This window comes from Paenibacillus sp. FSL M8-0228 (genome assembly GCF_038007385.1).
Lineage (GTDB): Bacteria > Bacillota > Bacilli > Paenibacillales > Paenibacillaceae > Paenibacillus > Paenibacillus polymyxa_D.
The window spans coordinates 2,336,540-2,350,651 of sequence record NZ_JBBOXA010000001.1; the positions used below are offsets into that span (position 1 = coordinate 2,336,540).

Here is a 14,112-nt window from a genome sequence, read left to right on the forward strand (position 1 = left end):
CATAGTAAAATTGTTAGTGAAAACGGCTCGTAGGATAACCTACAGCCGTTTTTATTTTAGGGCTTAGTCATTTCTAAAGAAGTCACTAACTACGAAAATAAACTAAAATTTTAAGGTTACAAATAAGATACGAATAATATCGGTAGGAAAAGGGTACATATGTTATAAGCGGGACAAGAAGCCCTCAAGCACTCCGATAATGTAAATCTAGGACAAGCATTGCGAGTTCCATATAAGAGGTAGAGGCTTTAAATAAAAGTATTATATTTGACCTACCATCTGTTCGCGTAGTGGGCCACACAAATCGACAGCGTTGGATTGCATGTATTTCTACAGGAGGAGGAATTCTCATGAAAATTATCATTACACAAAAGGAAGCCGTCGACAAAGGAATATGGACAGAGATCATGGGGATGTTTGCTGTAACCAAAGAGGACGAAGTATGGCAAAATGAGGAGTTTATTCTCACCGAAGAACAGGCACGTCAGGTCGGGTTATTAAGATAGCAAAGATAAATAGGACATGTTATCAAGTTTTAAGACCAAGTCTTAAAAAATCGTAACTTCTTTTTTATGTATCTGATACACTTTTTAACCGTGCAACGTTTATGATAAGTACACAAGGGTAATGAAGCTTACAGACACCGTGTACATACCCAAACGGCAAGGAGAGATCAGACATGATGAAACTAGCTTCGAAATGGACCGTATTGGCTTTAATGATGATGCTGATTACGACGGCAGGAGCAACAGCGCAAGGCTACACGCCTGTCGCAGCTGCTGAAAATCAGGAGACCGTATATATAAACCAAATGGAGATTCGTGACGGACAAATTTATTTGTCGGCAGACCCGATTGAATGGTATGAAGGCGCGGCGGCAGACAAAGCATTTGTGGAGCATGAAGGAAATACAGGATTGGATGGAGCGCCGGATGGCTACTACATCGTAAACAATTCCGTGCAAAATGACGTGTATCAGGTTGCACCAGATGCTTCGGTAGAGGTGCAGATTTATGATCACACGGGTAACATAGAAGATACAGACGTACAATGGAACGAATCGATTCCGCTGACACAGTTTGAGAAGGATTTTGCAAAAAAGGACGTTCTGGACCTCAGTCAATTTCCATACCATGTTACGCTTCGTGACGGTAAAGTTGTAAAAATCGTGCAGCAATTCATTCCTTAAAATAGAAGTAATCGTAATCTCATATCACAAACACGTGCTTCACTTGATTACAGATCAGGGGAGCACGTGTTTTTATATTTTATAACAAAAAAGAGGATATCCAGCCCATATAGGGCGCGGATATCCTCTTCCCTTCATAATATATGATTAGAACGATTTTGCTGTGTCTACTGCACGTTGTACAGCAGAAGCAACGATTTCTTGTGCTTGATCTGGAGCTTGGTTATGTCCTTCCAGTACAACCTTCACGATGTCTTTCACGCCGAAGAAGGTTAAAATGTTACTCATGAAGTTCAAGGACATTTCAGCTGCAGCAGCTGGTCCTTCGGAATAAACGCCGCCTCTTGCATTCAACAGGGCTACTTTAGTTTCAGTTACAAGACCCACAGGACCCTCAGCAGTGTATTTGAATGTTTTACCAGCTTGGTTCAGGTAGTCAATGTACGTATGCAGTACAGCTGGAATCGTCATGTTCCAGAGCGGGAAAGCAAATACGACTTTGTCTGCTGCCAGGAATTGATCCAGGTAGCCATTAGCGATGTTTGCCAGGCGAGCTTCTTCTGCGTTCAGCTCCATGCCTCTAGCGGATTTGAACGTGCCGTTGATCATGTTAGCGTTCAAATAAGGAAGCTCGACGGAGAACAGGTCCAGCTCAGTGATTTCATCAGATGGGTGGGAAGATTTGTAGCTTTCCACGAATGCGTTATACAATTTAACTGTTGCAGATTCTTCAGCTGTACGATCATTAGCTTTGACAAATAATACTTTAGACATAATTTATTTCCCCCTAAGTAAGTTGAATAAGTAAGTTAAGTTAGTAAGTTACCATGTAATATTACAATATAAAGATAATATCTGTCAACGCTTTTATATTAAATTTACTTTGAAAAGCTACTTTATTTTTTACACTGTAAAATTCAAGTGTTTCTTTTGCAAAATATCAGTTTTGCGGTAAAATTTAAATGTAAAGTCTAATGAAGAGAATAGTTTAAGTAGGCGAAGAAGGAAATGAACATGGTGCCAGCAAGATTTGGCACCATAGTTGAATGAAAAAAGGTGAGTAGCTTGAAGATAGGTTTTTTTGATTCAGGATTGGGTGGAATTACAGTATTGTCCGAGGCACTAAGACGTTTGCCAAACGAAAATTTTGTATACATGGCGGATACCCTTCATGTGCCTTACGGGACGAAAACTCCCCAAGAGGTGCTTGGTTATGTCAAGGCTTCAGTGCAAACGATTCTAAAAGAAGATGTTAAGGCACTGGTGATTGCCTGCAATACGGCTACAAGTATCGCGGTTGCGGAGCTAAGGAAGGAATATCCTATTCCGATTATTGGTATGGAGCCAGCTGTGAAGCCAGCGGTCGAGATGAACCGGGCTAATGGTAAAAGAGTTCTGGTGTTAGCCACACCATTGACGTTGAAACAATCTTGTTATGCAGCACTCGTATCCAGAGTTGACGATCATGGGAGCGTGGACTCACTACCTCTGCCGGAGCTAGTACATTATTGCGAACAGTTGAATTTTGACCGGGCAGAAATGTCCGCATATTTTAACCGTGAGTTGTCTTCGTTCAATCTCGACATATATGGTACGGTGGTATTGGGATGTACTCATTATCCTTTTTATAAGGAAATTCTAAGGGAACTACTGCCTTCTCATATTCAGTTAATTGACGGGAGCCAGGGAACAGTTAGACGGTTGAAACAGGTGTTGTCTGAGCGTAATTTGCTGGAACCTTCGCCAAAATCCAGTCCATCGCAGGCGGGACACATTACATTTCTATGTTCTAGTCAGGATGAGGCCTATGTGCGTAAGATGGAGCGGGCGCTTGAAATCTATACGGAGCATGAAAAGATTTATTTTTAAAAGAAGAGCGGCTGGCGAACGTGTGGGATTATCTTAATGAAATTATCCAAAAAATCGCCAGCCGCATTGTGGATCAGACTCACGGAGGGAGGCGTGAAATGGACGTTCAACTAATCCTGAATGAGCTTTATGCAGCAGGCGTGCTTGAAGGCCATATGCAAAATCTCAAACCGCTGACCGGCGGTACTTCGAGCGAAGTGGTTGTTGTCATGGATGGTACCAGGCCTCGATATGTGATTAAGCAAAATGATCATGTGATTGTAAAAGCCGAGGCGGAGTTTTTACATACCTATGTACAGATTGAGAAACTATCGCGTTTGGTTTATGTAGATCCGTTGCACCGTTATTTGGTATACACGTTCAGGTCAGGGCTCACACAGTATCATGGACGAAACAAAAGCAATTTGTTGCTTCATCTGGCGACGGAGGTGATCTCGCACTATAAGCCTTTTGGTGAGGAACGTCATTATGGTTATCCGGACCACCCGTTTGTGGAATGGAAAGATTTTCTGCTGCACAGAACGAAGGAATCTGGAAAGATCATACAAGACATTTTACCCCGTGAGGATCATCGTTTCGTTCATACCCTTGTGGCTGGATCGCCGCAACGGAATATTAAATATTTGCTTCATGGCGACTGTGGAGTACATAATTTTGTGTTTAACGAAAATGGCACATTGACGGGTATTATTGATCCTGATCCCGTGGTGGGAGAACCCCTATATGATCTGATATACGCCTTTTGTTCTTCACCGGATAGGCTGACCATCGATACCATTTTGCCTTCCTTAGAGAAGCTTGAGCCGGAGATGACAGGGGAATACGAGCTAAACAGGGAAGTGTTACTGGGACTATACTTTCGTATAGCTACCTGCATTCGTCATCATCCGGAAGATCTCGATCAATATACAGAAGCGTGGGCCTATTGGCTGAACAGGATTCGCTGTAAGGAAGAGGGATAAAAGCATACAAGGAAGGATCATATTTTCTTTTCGGTACATCAAAAAACTTGATTTTTAACCCAATGCAGATAGATGCAAGCACAGAAATAATACTCCACTCCAGGTAATCAGGTGTGTTCCCATCTGTGATAGAAACCATCCGCCTAAGGTGGTGCCAATCGTGACACCTAAATTTGCAAAGGAGACAAACAAGCTATTAGCAAATTCAGGTGCTTCTGAGGCCTCCGAAGTTAACCAAGTTTGACTTACAATCAGGCCGCCGGTAAAAAAAGCCCCCCATATAATTATTATTATAATCATGGGAATGTAGTAAGCTCTTTTGGGAAAAACTTTGCAAGAGAACGTTTCCATTATTCAGCGTCGGAGCTGACAAAATCCATCCTAGCCGGTGAAGCACTTCCAGCAACCGCGTAGGAACATGCAAAGATTAGGATACCCCATGTTTTACACTGCTGTCCCGAATTTCTAACTGATGCGATATGGACCAGTGGACAGCCGCCAATTCCTCTCCTTTAATAAGCTTAATGAGATTGCGGGCGGCGACCATGCCCAGTTCGGATGCTGAATATCGGACAGTTGACAATTTAGGCCGGATTATTGTAGCCATATCAATGTCGTCAAATCCCAAGAAAGAGACCTGTTCAGGTATTTTCACCCCATTCTCGGTCAGAAAGTTCATAGCGCCTATGGCAATTCGGTCCGTCGCGCAGAACACCGCACTGGGCAATGGGCCTGAATGATAAAGTTTTCTCATAGAGGTTACGCCGTCTTCAACTGAAAAGCCGCTTTCCAACACACGTTCAGGACGTACTGGCAGGTGAGCGGTCTTCAATGCCTGTTCATAGCCCAAAAAACGCTGACTGCCCACTGAAATATCTCCCGCAGCTCCCCGCAGCATCGCGATATCCTGATGTCCCTGCTGAATTAGATAAGTTACCGCTTCAAAAGCAGCCGTTATGTTGTCAACATGTACGGAAGGAATGGATTTGTCTCGAAAATCCCGTCCGACAAGGATGCAGGGAATTCCCGCCGCTTCAATGAGCGCGTATAGCGCATCCCGGATTCCGTCTACCGATATGATAATTCCGCTCGCCTGCATTTCACGGAACATATTGTAATAGTGTATTTCAGAGTCCGCGTCCCCCCCTGACAAGGCGATTATGACATCGAAGCCGTATAGATGCGCTACTTGATTGATGCCTTCAACCATGTTATCAAAGACATTGTTTTTAATCTCGGGCAGAAGTACTCCAATCAGAGATGTATTATTCTTTACCAGTGTCCGCGCTATGGCATTTGGACGGAATTGAGTGGCTTCAAGGACATCTAGAACTCGTTTGCGTATTTCACTGTTCACCGTCTGGCTGTTATTGATCACTCTGGAAACCGTTGAAATGGAGACGTTGGCCATTCGAGCCACATCTTTTATAGTCATTTTCATTGTACACACCGACTTTCAAGCAAGTATTTATTTAGAAAAAGGTTCTCAAAGTCAATTGAATTTATTATATCAGTTTATTGAGTTTAACAAAGATTCCAGAGCAAAGAAAGCGCTTGACCTTGGTTTATAGGGGGAGTATAATCAACTCCGGAAAACGTTTTCTAGTATTTTCTGGAGATAAATGATTGTTTTTACCAAATAACTAGCTGAATTCAAGGTATTTCGGCTTGTTTTTTTGATTATCAAGAAAACGTTTTCCTTATGGCTTGGGATTGTAGAGAATAACAAGGGAAAAGGAGCATGAGCATGAGAAGTTCGAGCGATATTGTTGTAATGGGAAATGAGGCTTCAAAGCAAACCGATTCAAATATTACGCTGAAAGAAAAGATGGGTTATGGATTCGGTGATTTTGCCAGCCAGTTGCTGTTTGCCGCCGCAATGACTTTTCTGTCCTACTTTTACACAGATGTAATCGGGATCAGCGCCGGGGTCATTGGTACTTTAATGCTAGTTGCGCGTGTACTGGATGCGTTTATTGATGTCGCGATTGGGGCTTTGATCGATAAAACGAAGAGCAGACACGGGAAAGCCCGTCCTTGGTTACTGTGGATGTCCGGGCCATTTGCGTTGTCTGGAATTCTCTTGTTCACGGTTCCAAGTGGAAATATGACGATCACTATTCTATACATTTACGTTACCTATCTGCTGATGAACATTATCTATTCCAGCATTAATGTCCCTTATGGTGTGCTTAATTCCATGATAACGCAGGATTCTTACCAGCGCTCTCTTCTTAATATTTTTCGTATGTCTCTGGCGAATATTGGTGCCTTGTTAATTAATTATTTCACCCTTCCGTTAGTGAAGTCGTTCGGCGGCGGTCAAAAGGGGTGGATTTTCACCTTTATTCTGTTTGGTTTGCTCGGAACCTTCTTATTTCTCGTTACCTTCTTCAGTACCAAAGAAAGGGTTACTCCATCTGTTGTACAGAAGCCAATTCCGTTTGGACGTGCTTTTGGAGCGCTGATGCGTAATAAGTATTGGAAATTGATTCTTGGGTTTGCTGTGGTCTATTTCATAAATAACTCACTGGGCACAGGTATGAATATTTACTACGCACGTTATGTGTTAAAAGACGCCAATCTGATTGGGGTGCTCGGCATATCCTTACTCCTTCCTTCCCTGCTTGGTTATCTGTTATTGCCACCCGTCGTCAAGCGGATCGGGAAACGAAATTCATCCATTATCGGAAGTATCCTCCTGATTGTGGGATCGCTTGTTATTGCCGTCAGTCCCGCAAGTCTTATGGCGGTCTGCCTGGGACTCGTTATTAAAGCGCTTGGACATGCCGCTATTCTCGGAACCTTCTTTGCCATGTTGTCAGATACCATTGAGTATGGCGAATGGAAGACAGGGATGCGCACCGAAGGACTGGTGTACAGTGCGGGTAGTTTCGGCACAAAAGCGGGAGGCGGTTTCGGAGCGGCACTCATCGGTTGGGGACTGGCATTGGGAGGATATGCTGGTGGACAAGCTACAATCAGTGCCACAGCGCTAGCGTCTATTCATTTCATGTTTATCTACGTTCCAATTATCTTGGCTGCCCTGCAAATTGTATTGCTGGCATTTTACAACCTAGATAAATTATTTCCCGGTATTGTCAAAGAGCTTGAATTCTTAAAAAACGCTAAATAAGGAGAGGAAAGCAAATGGAGAAGAAATGGTGGAAAGAAGCCGTATTCAAACCATTATCCACTAAAATTTTTCCTGAATTCTTTGCTTCCTTTTCAGTTTCTATTCTTTGAATCTCATATTTATCAGAACTACAAGGTAGGTCAACTAAGTTTATGAAGCTCATTGTCTGAGAAGCCCATACTTTAGGCTTAGGAAACGTTAGCTGAATTAAAGAGCGGTAGTCTAGAATTTAACTATGAAAACCAAGATGTTTTTTTCTTGACCAGTTTTAAAAAAAGGACTATAACATCAATCTTGATGATGTTATAGTCTTTTTTTGATAAGAAATTATTATTTTAACGAGGTCTACCTGAACGAAAACCACAAGAAGGACGTTCTGCAATGGACAATCGAATCATGTTGAATACCACGCTTATCAAGCTGAGAACTTTTAATGTCATCATTTTGTCCGGACGAGAACGGAATGAACAGGACAAAAGGCCAGTCTATTTTACAGATCCAGACGGACATAAGTATGAATTCCACACAGGACAATTGCGGGACCGCCTGGAATATTATAAAATGAAAAAGCATATGACTTTTTTTGAATGAGTAATTGTTATCGATATAAATGATATAAGTAATAAGTAAGTAATGATTGGGTTCGCATTTAGGAGGAATACGAAAGGATGTCACTGTCTCAGGAAAACGCTTCCAAGCAAGCGCAAGTCGTTAAAACGATGACGGTTTTTGCAATCACTTGGCCGATCTTTATAGAGATGTTGTTTCACATTTTGATGGGTAGCGTGGATACGTTCATGCTAAGCCATGTTTCTGATGAGGTTGTATCGGCTGTGGGTGTGTCCAGACAGTTGATTGAATTTACGATTATACTTTTCAATCTGCTTGGTCTTGGTGTAGGTGTGATCATTGCTCAGCTATTGGGGGCGCAAAAGCATGTGGATGCAAGCCGTGTTACGGCTTCGGCACTAACCTTTAATCTGGTGTTTGGTCTGGCATTGAGCTTGATGTTTATTGTCAGTCGGGATTTTTTGCTATCCTTTTACCATATTACTCCGACGATTAAGGAAAATGCAGAGATTTATATGATGCTGGCAGGGGGTTCGCTGTTTCTGGAAGCGCTCATGCTAACCGCGGGTCCGGTTATTCGATCGCATGGTTTTACTAAAGATACGATGATCGTGGGCATTGGTATGAATATTTTACATATTACAGGAAATGCATTGCTCATTTATGGCTGGTTTGGTCTGCCGCAGATGGGAGTGGCGGGAGCAGCGATTTCAACGGTTATTAGCCGTGTTGTAGCATGTGTCTGGATTTTTCTACTGCTGTACAAGCGTGTAAGTGCGCCGATTCGCATCCGGTATTATGTACAGCTACAATGGAGTAAGCTGGTAGCCATTCTGAAGATTGGTATTCCTGCCGGGCTGGAATGGTTGTCTTATCAGCTTAGCCAAATGATGGTGACCCGGTTTGTCAGCTTTATGGGTACAACGGCAATCGCAACCCATTTTTATTCGAATACAATTGTGTACTTTTTTATGGTATTTGGAATGGCTGTAGGGGAGGGGACGGAAATTATTGTTGCCCGCCTGATTGGAGCAGGAGACAAGGAAAAGGCCTATCATCAACTTTTACGGAGCCTGAAATGGTCTTTGATCATTACGATTGCTGTAATCGTGGTAGTATCCTTTTTCCGATATGAAGTGATGGCGATCTTTACAGATGAGCCGGCGATCATTCAATTAGGGGCAGCGATTTTGCTTTTCTGTATATTGCTGGAGCCGGGCCGAGTGTTTAATCATGTTGTCATTAACTCCTTGCGAGCAGCGGGAGATGTTCAGTTCCCGTTAATGATGGCCATAATTTCAATGTGGGGGATTAAAATCCCGTTAGCATATGTGCTGGGCATTCATATGGGATATGGAGTGCTGGGTGTGTGGATTGCACATGCCTGCGATGAGTGGGTACGAGGCATTTTCCACTATTTACGCTGGAAGGGCCGGAAATGGCAGCACAAATCGCTGTTATCCAAGGCTGAACTTCAGGCGGAATCCGTCTAAGGCTGATAGAGAACCTACAACAGACATTCTCCAAGCGAATTGGGGGATGTCTGTTTTTTTTACAAAAATAAGCAAAATGGGGATGTTCAAAGTTTTCAAAAATTGCTAGAATATAGTAACCTCGAATGTAGTAGAGGTTTTCAAAGTTTCATAGTTTCAAAGACGGGTGGTTTCCGATTGAATCCATGAAGGAGGGAATAGGATGGAACGTAAAGTGCATATCATTCCTTACCAAGTGATCAAGCAGGAGCAACAAGTGAATGAAATACCGCGAGGTGTAGAGCTGATTCAGGCTCCTGCGGTATGGAACCAGACTCGAGGCCAAGGCGTGAAGGTGGCGGTGCTGGACACGGGCTGTGATTCGGACCATCCTGATTTGAAGGCGCGCATTATTGGCGGACGGAATTTCACGGATGATGATCAAGGTGATCCGGAAATTTTCAAGGATTATAACGGTCATGGCACGCATGTGGCAGGAACCATTGCGGCAGCAGAAAATGCGGATGGTGTCGTGGGTGTTGCTCCAGAGGCAGACCTGCTCATCATCAAAGTGCTAAACAAGCAGGGCTCCGGTCAATATGACTGGATTATTCAAGGCATCTATTATGCGATTGAGCAAAAGGCAGATATCATATCGATGTCACTTGGCGGTCCTGAAGATGTGCCAGAGCTGCATGAAGCAGTAAAAAAGGCTGTAGCTAGCCAAATCTTGGTCATCTGTGCAGCTGGAAATGAGGGAGACGGTGACGACAGAACGGACGAGCTCGGCTACCCCGGCTGCTATAATGAAGTGATTAGCGTAGGCGCTATCAATTTTGACAGGCACGCCTCAGAATTCAGTAATTCTAATAATGAGGTGGATTTGGTTGCACCCGGAGAAGATATTTTGTCCACCGTTCCGGGCGGCAAATATGCGACTTTTAGCGGAACTTCGATGGCTACTCCGCACGTAGCAGGTGCATTGGCGTTGATTAAGCAGCTGGTAAGTGCGAGCTTTGAGCGTGATCTCACCGAACCGGAATTATATGCACAACTCATCAAACGCACGATTCCACTTGGCAATTCTCCTAAGCTGGAAGGCAACGGTCTATTGTACTTGACGGCAGTAGAGGAGCTCTCGCGTATTTTCGACGCACAGCGTGTAGCAGGAATACTAACTGCAGGATCATTGAAGGTTAAATAAACCGTAACTTCGGATATATAGCGGCTCTCCTGTAAGGAGAGTCGTTTTTTTGGATTTTAAATCTTAGGAAAAACTCCATTTACATTGCATTCAAATGTCGGGTAACATATATCTCAAAGATAGGCATGAGTCAGAAGTGGAGGATTAATATGAACGATATCATGGCGCAAGCTGGCGAGCTTAGACGAACAGGGCAAGCAGAGGAAGCACGAAAGCTTCTTTTGAAGGCATTAGAACAGCAGCAAAATGATGCAGAATTGTGGTATCAGACCGCTTGGACACAGGAATGGACGAATTTCCGGATTACAGACCGTTTCGGGTATTTTACGCGATGGTATTATATAATCTGGGGGAATTCGGGAAAGCCATGCAGGAGCTGCTAATGGAGGTGGCTGAGACGACCTCGGATTTATCTACACAGGAGTACTCACGTGCCATTCAATATTATGCAGATAAACTGGATCAGATCGAGACATAGGTGGACCGGAGTGAGAGCATAAGCAGTAACGTATATATACGCTCGTACATAAAAAGATCACAGTCAGAGAGCAGTAATTCTCTTTCCTGACTGTGATCTTTTGCTGTTTATTGTTTGGCTATAGGGTCTGTAAATTGATGAGTTAAATAGCTGCGATTACTGCGCACCTTCAGTAACGGCGATTTCCTTCTCCAGGTTTTCTCTGGACAGGTTGGCCTTCAAGTAATCCGGGGTATCGGGCAGGACCAGGTGCAGATTGGATTTTTGACAAATGCGGATGGTGCACTTTTCGACGATAAAATCAAAGACATGCCCACCCCCAGTGCGTTCATCGTTAATAAAATGCAGATGAAATCCGGCTACCCCAATACCTTGAGCATAGGCAGGTGTCCAAAAACCTGTAATCACCCCAGAAGCGTCGTTAAAAGAGAACGTAGGCTGAGATTTGGTCGCTTCGATAAAAGGTTTGTAAGGCTTCACCTGGTGAGGGACGGTACGTGTCTTTACTTCACGAAAAGTGCCATCCATACGGAAGGCATAGAACAGATTACGGCTTGGAAACAACTTTAACAGCAGAGCTTCCAGCTCTTCACGATGCATGGGGCGGTCAATAGTATATGTGAAATCTTCATGGAAAAAGGTGACGGTGGAAAAAGGTGTGGTTTCTTCCGGTTTTACGCGATGGGCCGTACCGTCTGGAAGCAAGTGATAGAATTCACCATCGAACGCGATCATCTCGCCATTCAGTTGATCAAAGGTACCAATCCCAAAATCCCCGTGCTTTTGCAACTCCTCAAAGGCAACAACTCCGTCATAAAGACCATCTAATAGAGCGAGCATAGTGGACGTTTGGTAAATATCATGGTCAGTTTCTTGCTTGGTTTCCAGTCCTGCAACGGTCATGGTAATACACTTCCTTTTGTAATTGTATGCATTTATTTTCTTTCTTTTTCAATAATAAACGTAAATTTTCAGTAAATAACGAGAATAACTCAAAAAAATCATAAAAAATAACGTTTTGCTCCATAATTGTCACGAAAACGTCACGAGTAAGTCTTGGTAAAGGTTAGTTTAATTGATTTGGCAGCAGTTTACGTCCCAACTGGATATTATCTTGATAATTAATCGGGATATCAACAACCACAGGACCATCCGTATGAAGTGCCTGCTGCAATACACTTTCCAGTTCTTCAGGAGAGTGCACGCGTAATCCGGTGGCCCCGAAGCTTTCAGCATATTTCACTACATCAACATCTCCAAATTTTACACCGGAAGTTCTGCCATATTTAATCTGTTGTTGAAATGCGACCATGTCATAGGTACCATCTCTCCATACGATATGCACTAGCGGAGAGTTAAGACGTACAGCGGTTTCGAGCTCCATGGATGAAAACAGAAATCCTCCGTCTCCAGAAATAGAAACGACTTTTTGACCGGGGTTGACGAGTGTGGCAGCAATCCCCCAAGGCAGTGCTACGCCCAACGTCTGCATTCCGTTGCTGAATAGAAGGCGCCGCGGTTCATACGAACGGAAATATCGTGCCATCCAAATGTAGTGTGAACCAACATCACAGGTGACAGTGACATTATCGTCGATCAGGCTGCGCAGTGTACGAATAAATTGTAATGGATGAATCAGATAATCGTGACTGTGTACAGGAACAGCTTCTTGCTCGTTTAGATCATGACGAAGACGATTTAATTGGTCGCAGGAGGCTTTAGGTAGCTTTAAGGTAGGCAATTCTTCTGCAAGGCCACTCACAATTAGGGCTATATTCCCGATAAGCTCGTGATCAGGTTGATAATCATGATCAATATCTGCTTGATGATCATCCAGATGAATAAGGGTTCGGTTCGCAGGAATATTCCAGTTTTTTGGATCATATTCAATAGGATCATAGCCAATCGTCAGTACCAGATCTGCCGCTCCAAGAAGCATGTCACCCGGCTGATTATGGAACAGACCGACTCTCCCAAAATAGTGGCTTTCCAGCTCCCGGGAAATGGCTCCAGCGGCCTGAAAGGTTTCAACCACAGGCAAATCCGTGTTTCGAATCAGTGCACGGATGGCTGCTGTAGCTTCGGGTGTGCTGGCTTTCATACCGAGAAGGAGTACGGGCAGCTTGGCTTTTTTGATTTGGCCTGCAACTTGTTTGATGAGCTCGGCGGGTGCGGTTCCAAGCTGGGGAAGGGAAACCTTCTCAATGGCGGTTACTTCGGATGACGAAGTCAACACGTCCTGCGGCAGACTGACAAATGTGGCTCCAGGCTGGGCTGAGGTCGCAATCCGAAATGCATTAGTAATTGCTTCCGGTACACTATCAGGATGTTCTACTTCTACACTGTACTTGGTGATGGGTTCGAAAAGTCCGGCGTTATCCATAGATTGATGCGTGCGTTTCAGGCGTTCTGATCTTGGGACTGCACCAGCAATGGCGACGACAGGATCACTCTCTGCATTAGCGGTGACAAGTCCTGTCGCCAAGTTAGACGCGCCTGGACCGGAAGTAACAATGCATACGCCCGGTTTACCTGTTAAACGACCGACCGCTGCTGCCATAAAGGCGGCATTTTGTTCATGACGGCATATGATCAATTCTGGACCCCGATCTTGAAGAACATCAAAAACAGAATCGATCTTGGCACCTGGAATGCCAAAAATATGCGTAACCCCTTGCTTGATCAAACAATCGACAACAAGGTCGGCTCCTTTTGTATCGGATTTGGTTTTAGTTTTAGTTTGAACAGCTTGAACTTTGGTACTCAATGCTACCACCTCTTCTTTTCATCTTTGAAATAAACCAATGAAATACTTTCAATGTAAAACAATGGATGTATATTACAATTATAATGCAATAACTGGTATTTTCAAGAAAGAAATTTTCTGAAAAAAGAGAAAAACACATAAAACGTTTTCAAAGTTTGATTTATCGGGGAAAATTAAAAATTGTAGAATTTTCTTTTGGTATCAGCTATCGGGAAAATATAGAACAGATCTGCTCCAAATGGCAGTAGGCCATTTTTTTTATTCGCTCACATGATAAAAATCACTTTCGTCTACAAAGGATAGCGGTTACAATGTAATTGTTGTTAACGTAAACATTAAATTTAAAGTGAAGTAATCCGGCTTGAAATGATGTGCAGGTATCGTATTACAGCTATATCATCTTGCCTAATCACGAGATCTGCTATGTGGTGGAGAATGCTATTATTGAAAACGAGTACAGTACAA

At 43.4% G+C, this 14,112-nt stretch carries 12 protein-coding genes and 2 pseudogenes; 9 read left to right on the plus strand and 5 right to left on the minus strand.

Features of this window, described 5'->3' with window-relative positions; translation table 11 throughout:
* The first annotated feature begins 350 nt into the window (after positions 1-350).
* Positions 351-506: a hypothetical protein gene (locus tag MKY98_RS11005; protein WP_023988309.1), complete on the plus strand. Its 156-nt coding sequence runs from the start codon at positions 351-353 to the stop codon at positions 504-506.
* 173 nt (positions 507-679) lie between these two features.
* Positions 680-1,189: a hypothetical protein gene (locus tag MKY98_RS11010; RefSeq protein ID WP_029519055.1), complete on the plus strand. Its 510-nt coding sequence runs from the start codon at positions 680-682 to the stop codon at positions 1,187-1,189.
* 147 nt (positions 1,190-1,336) lie between these two features.
* Here MKY98_RS11010 and MKY98_RS11015 read toward each other — a convergent pair whose 3' ends face one another.
* On the minus strand, positions 1,337-1,963 hold the full coding sequence (locus tag MKY98_RS11015; protein ID WP_029519056.1) for an FMN-dependent NADH-azoreductase: 627 nt from the start codon (positions 1,961-1,963) through the stop codon (positions 1,337-1,339).
* 291 nt (positions 1,964-2,254) lie between these two features.
* Between MKY98_RS11015 and murI the strand changes: the two genes are divergently transcribed.
* Positions 2,255-3,058, plus strand: a complete 804-nt coding sequence (gene murI / locus MKY98_RS11020) for a glutamate racemase (protein ID WP_029519057.1) — start codon at positions 2,255-2,257, stop codon at positions 3,056-3,058.
* A gap of 98 nt (positions 3,059-3,156) precedes the next feature.
* Positions 3,157-4,020, plus strand: a complete 864-nt coding sequence (locus MKY98_RS11025; RefSeq protein ID WP_069010233.1) for an aminoglycoside phosphotransferase family protein — start codon at positions 3,157-3,159, stop codon at positions 4,018-4,020.
* A gap of 37 nt (positions 4,021-4,057) precedes the next feature.
* On the opposite strand, the pseudogene MKY98_RS11030 reads toward MKY98_RS11025, so the two are convergent.
* Together MKY98_RS11030 and MKY98_RS11035 are read right to left on the minus strand one after the other, a co-directional pair.
* A pseudogene (locus MKY98_RS11030) lies at positions 4,058-4,335 on the minus strand (MFS transporter); the annotation flags it as partial.
* 112 nt (positions 4,336-4,447) lie between these two features.
* Positions 4,448-5,461: a LacI family DNA-binding transcriptional regulator gene (locus tag MKY98_RS11035; protein ID WP_081317510.1), complete on the minus strand. Its 1,014-nt coding sequence runs from the start codon at positions 5,459-5,461 to the stop codon at positions 4,448-4,450.
* Between the two features lie 306 nt (positions 5,462-5,767).
* On the opposite strand from MKY98_RS11035, the gene MKY98_RS11040 reads away from it, so the two are divergent.
* From MKY98_RS11040 to MKY98_RS11060, 5 genes and pseudogenes are all read left to right on the plus strand, one after another.
* The gene (locus MKY98_RS11040; protein WP_039273459.1) at positions 5,768-7,156 is read left to right on the plus strand and encodes an MFS transporter; all 1,389 of its coding nucleotides are present in this window, start codon (positions 5,768-5,770) and stop codon (positions 7,154-7,156) included.
* A gap of 432 nt (positions 7,157-7,588) precedes the next feature.
* Positions 7,589-7,747 (plus strand): annotated as a pseudogene (locus MKY98_RS11045) (metallothiol transferase FosB); the annotation flags it as partial.
* 77 nt (positions 7,748-7,824) lie between these two features.
* Positions 7,825-9,219: an MATE family efflux transporter gene (locus MKY98_RS11050; RefSeq protein ID WP_069010230.1), complete on the plus strand. Its 1,395-nt coding sequence runs from the start codon at positions 7,825-7,827 to the stop codon at positions 9,217-9,219.
* 202 nt (positions 9,220-9,421) lie between these two features.
* Positions 9,422-10,402, plus strand: a complete 981-nt coding sequence (locus MKY98_RS11055; RefSeq protein ID WP_029519069.1) for a S8 family peptidase — start codon at positions 9,422-9,424, stop codon at positions 10,400-10,402.
* Between the two features lie 149 nt (positions 10,403-10,551).
* On the plus strand, positions 10,552-10,785 hold the full coding sequence (locus tag MKY98_RS11060) for a tetratricopeptide repeat protein (RefSeq protein ID WP_245231564.1): 234 nt from the start codon (positions 10,552-10,554) through the stop codon (positions 10,783-10,785).
* Positions 10,786-11,036: 251 nt separating this feature from the next.
* Here MKY98_RS11060 and budA read toward each other — a convergent pair whose 3' ends face one another.
* Positions 11,037-11,783, minus strand: coding sequence for an acetolactate decarboxylase (gene budA / locus MKY98_RS11065; RefSeq protein WP_029519072.1), 747 nt, complete (start codon positions 11,781-11,783; stop codon positions 11,037-11,039).
* A gap of 163 nt (positions 11,784-11,946) precedes the next feature.
* Positions 11,947-13,656, minus strand: coding sequence for an acetolactate synthase AlsS (alsS, locus tag MKY98_RS11070; protein ID WP_029519073.1), 1,710 nt, complete (start codon positions 13,654-13,656; stop codon positions 11,947-11,949).
* Positions 13,657-14,112: the final 456 nt, after the last annotated feature.

Bases quoted from the DNA above. Each gene is read 5' to 3' on its own strand.
- MKY98_RS11005 (WP_023988309.1), top strand. From the start codon at position 351: ATGAAAATTATCATTACACAAAAGGAAGCCGTCGACAAAGGAATATGG.
- MKY98_RS11010 (WP_029519055.1), top strand. From the start codon at position 680: ATGATGAAACTAGCTTCGAAATGGACCGTATTGGCTTTAATGATGATG.
- MKY98_RS11015 (WP_029519056.1), bottom strand. From the start codon at position 1,963: ATGTCTAAAGTATTATTTGTCAAAGCTAATGATCGTACAGCTGAAGAA.
- MKY98_RS11025 (WP_069010233.1), top strand. From the start codon at position 3,157: ATGGACGTTCAACTAATCCTGAATGAGCTTTATGCAGCAGGCGTGCTT.
- MKY98_RS11035 (WP_081317510.1), bottom strand. From the start codon at position 5,461: ATGAAAATGACTATAAAAGATGTGGCTCGAATGGCCAACGTCTCCATT.
- MKY98_RS11040 (WP_039273459.1), top strand. From the start codon at position 5,768: ATGAGAAGTTCGAGCGATATTGTTGTAATGGGAAATGAGGCTTCAAAG.
- MKY98_RS11050 (WP_069010230.1), top strand. From the start codon at position 7,825: ATGTCACTGTCTCAGGAAAACGCTTCCAAGCAAGCGCAAGTCGTTAAA.
- MKY98_RS11055 (WP_029519069.1), top strand. From the start codon at position 9,422: ATGGAACGTAAAGTGCATATCATTCCTTACCAAGTGATCAAGCAGGAG.
- MKY98_RS11060 (WP_245231564.1), top strand. From the start codon at position 10,552: ATGAACGATATCATGGCGCAAGCTGGCGAGCTTAGACGAACAGGGCAA.
- budA (WP_029519072.1), bottom strand. From the start codon at position 11,783: ATGACCGTTGCAGGACTGGAAACCAAGCAAGAAACTGACCATGATATT.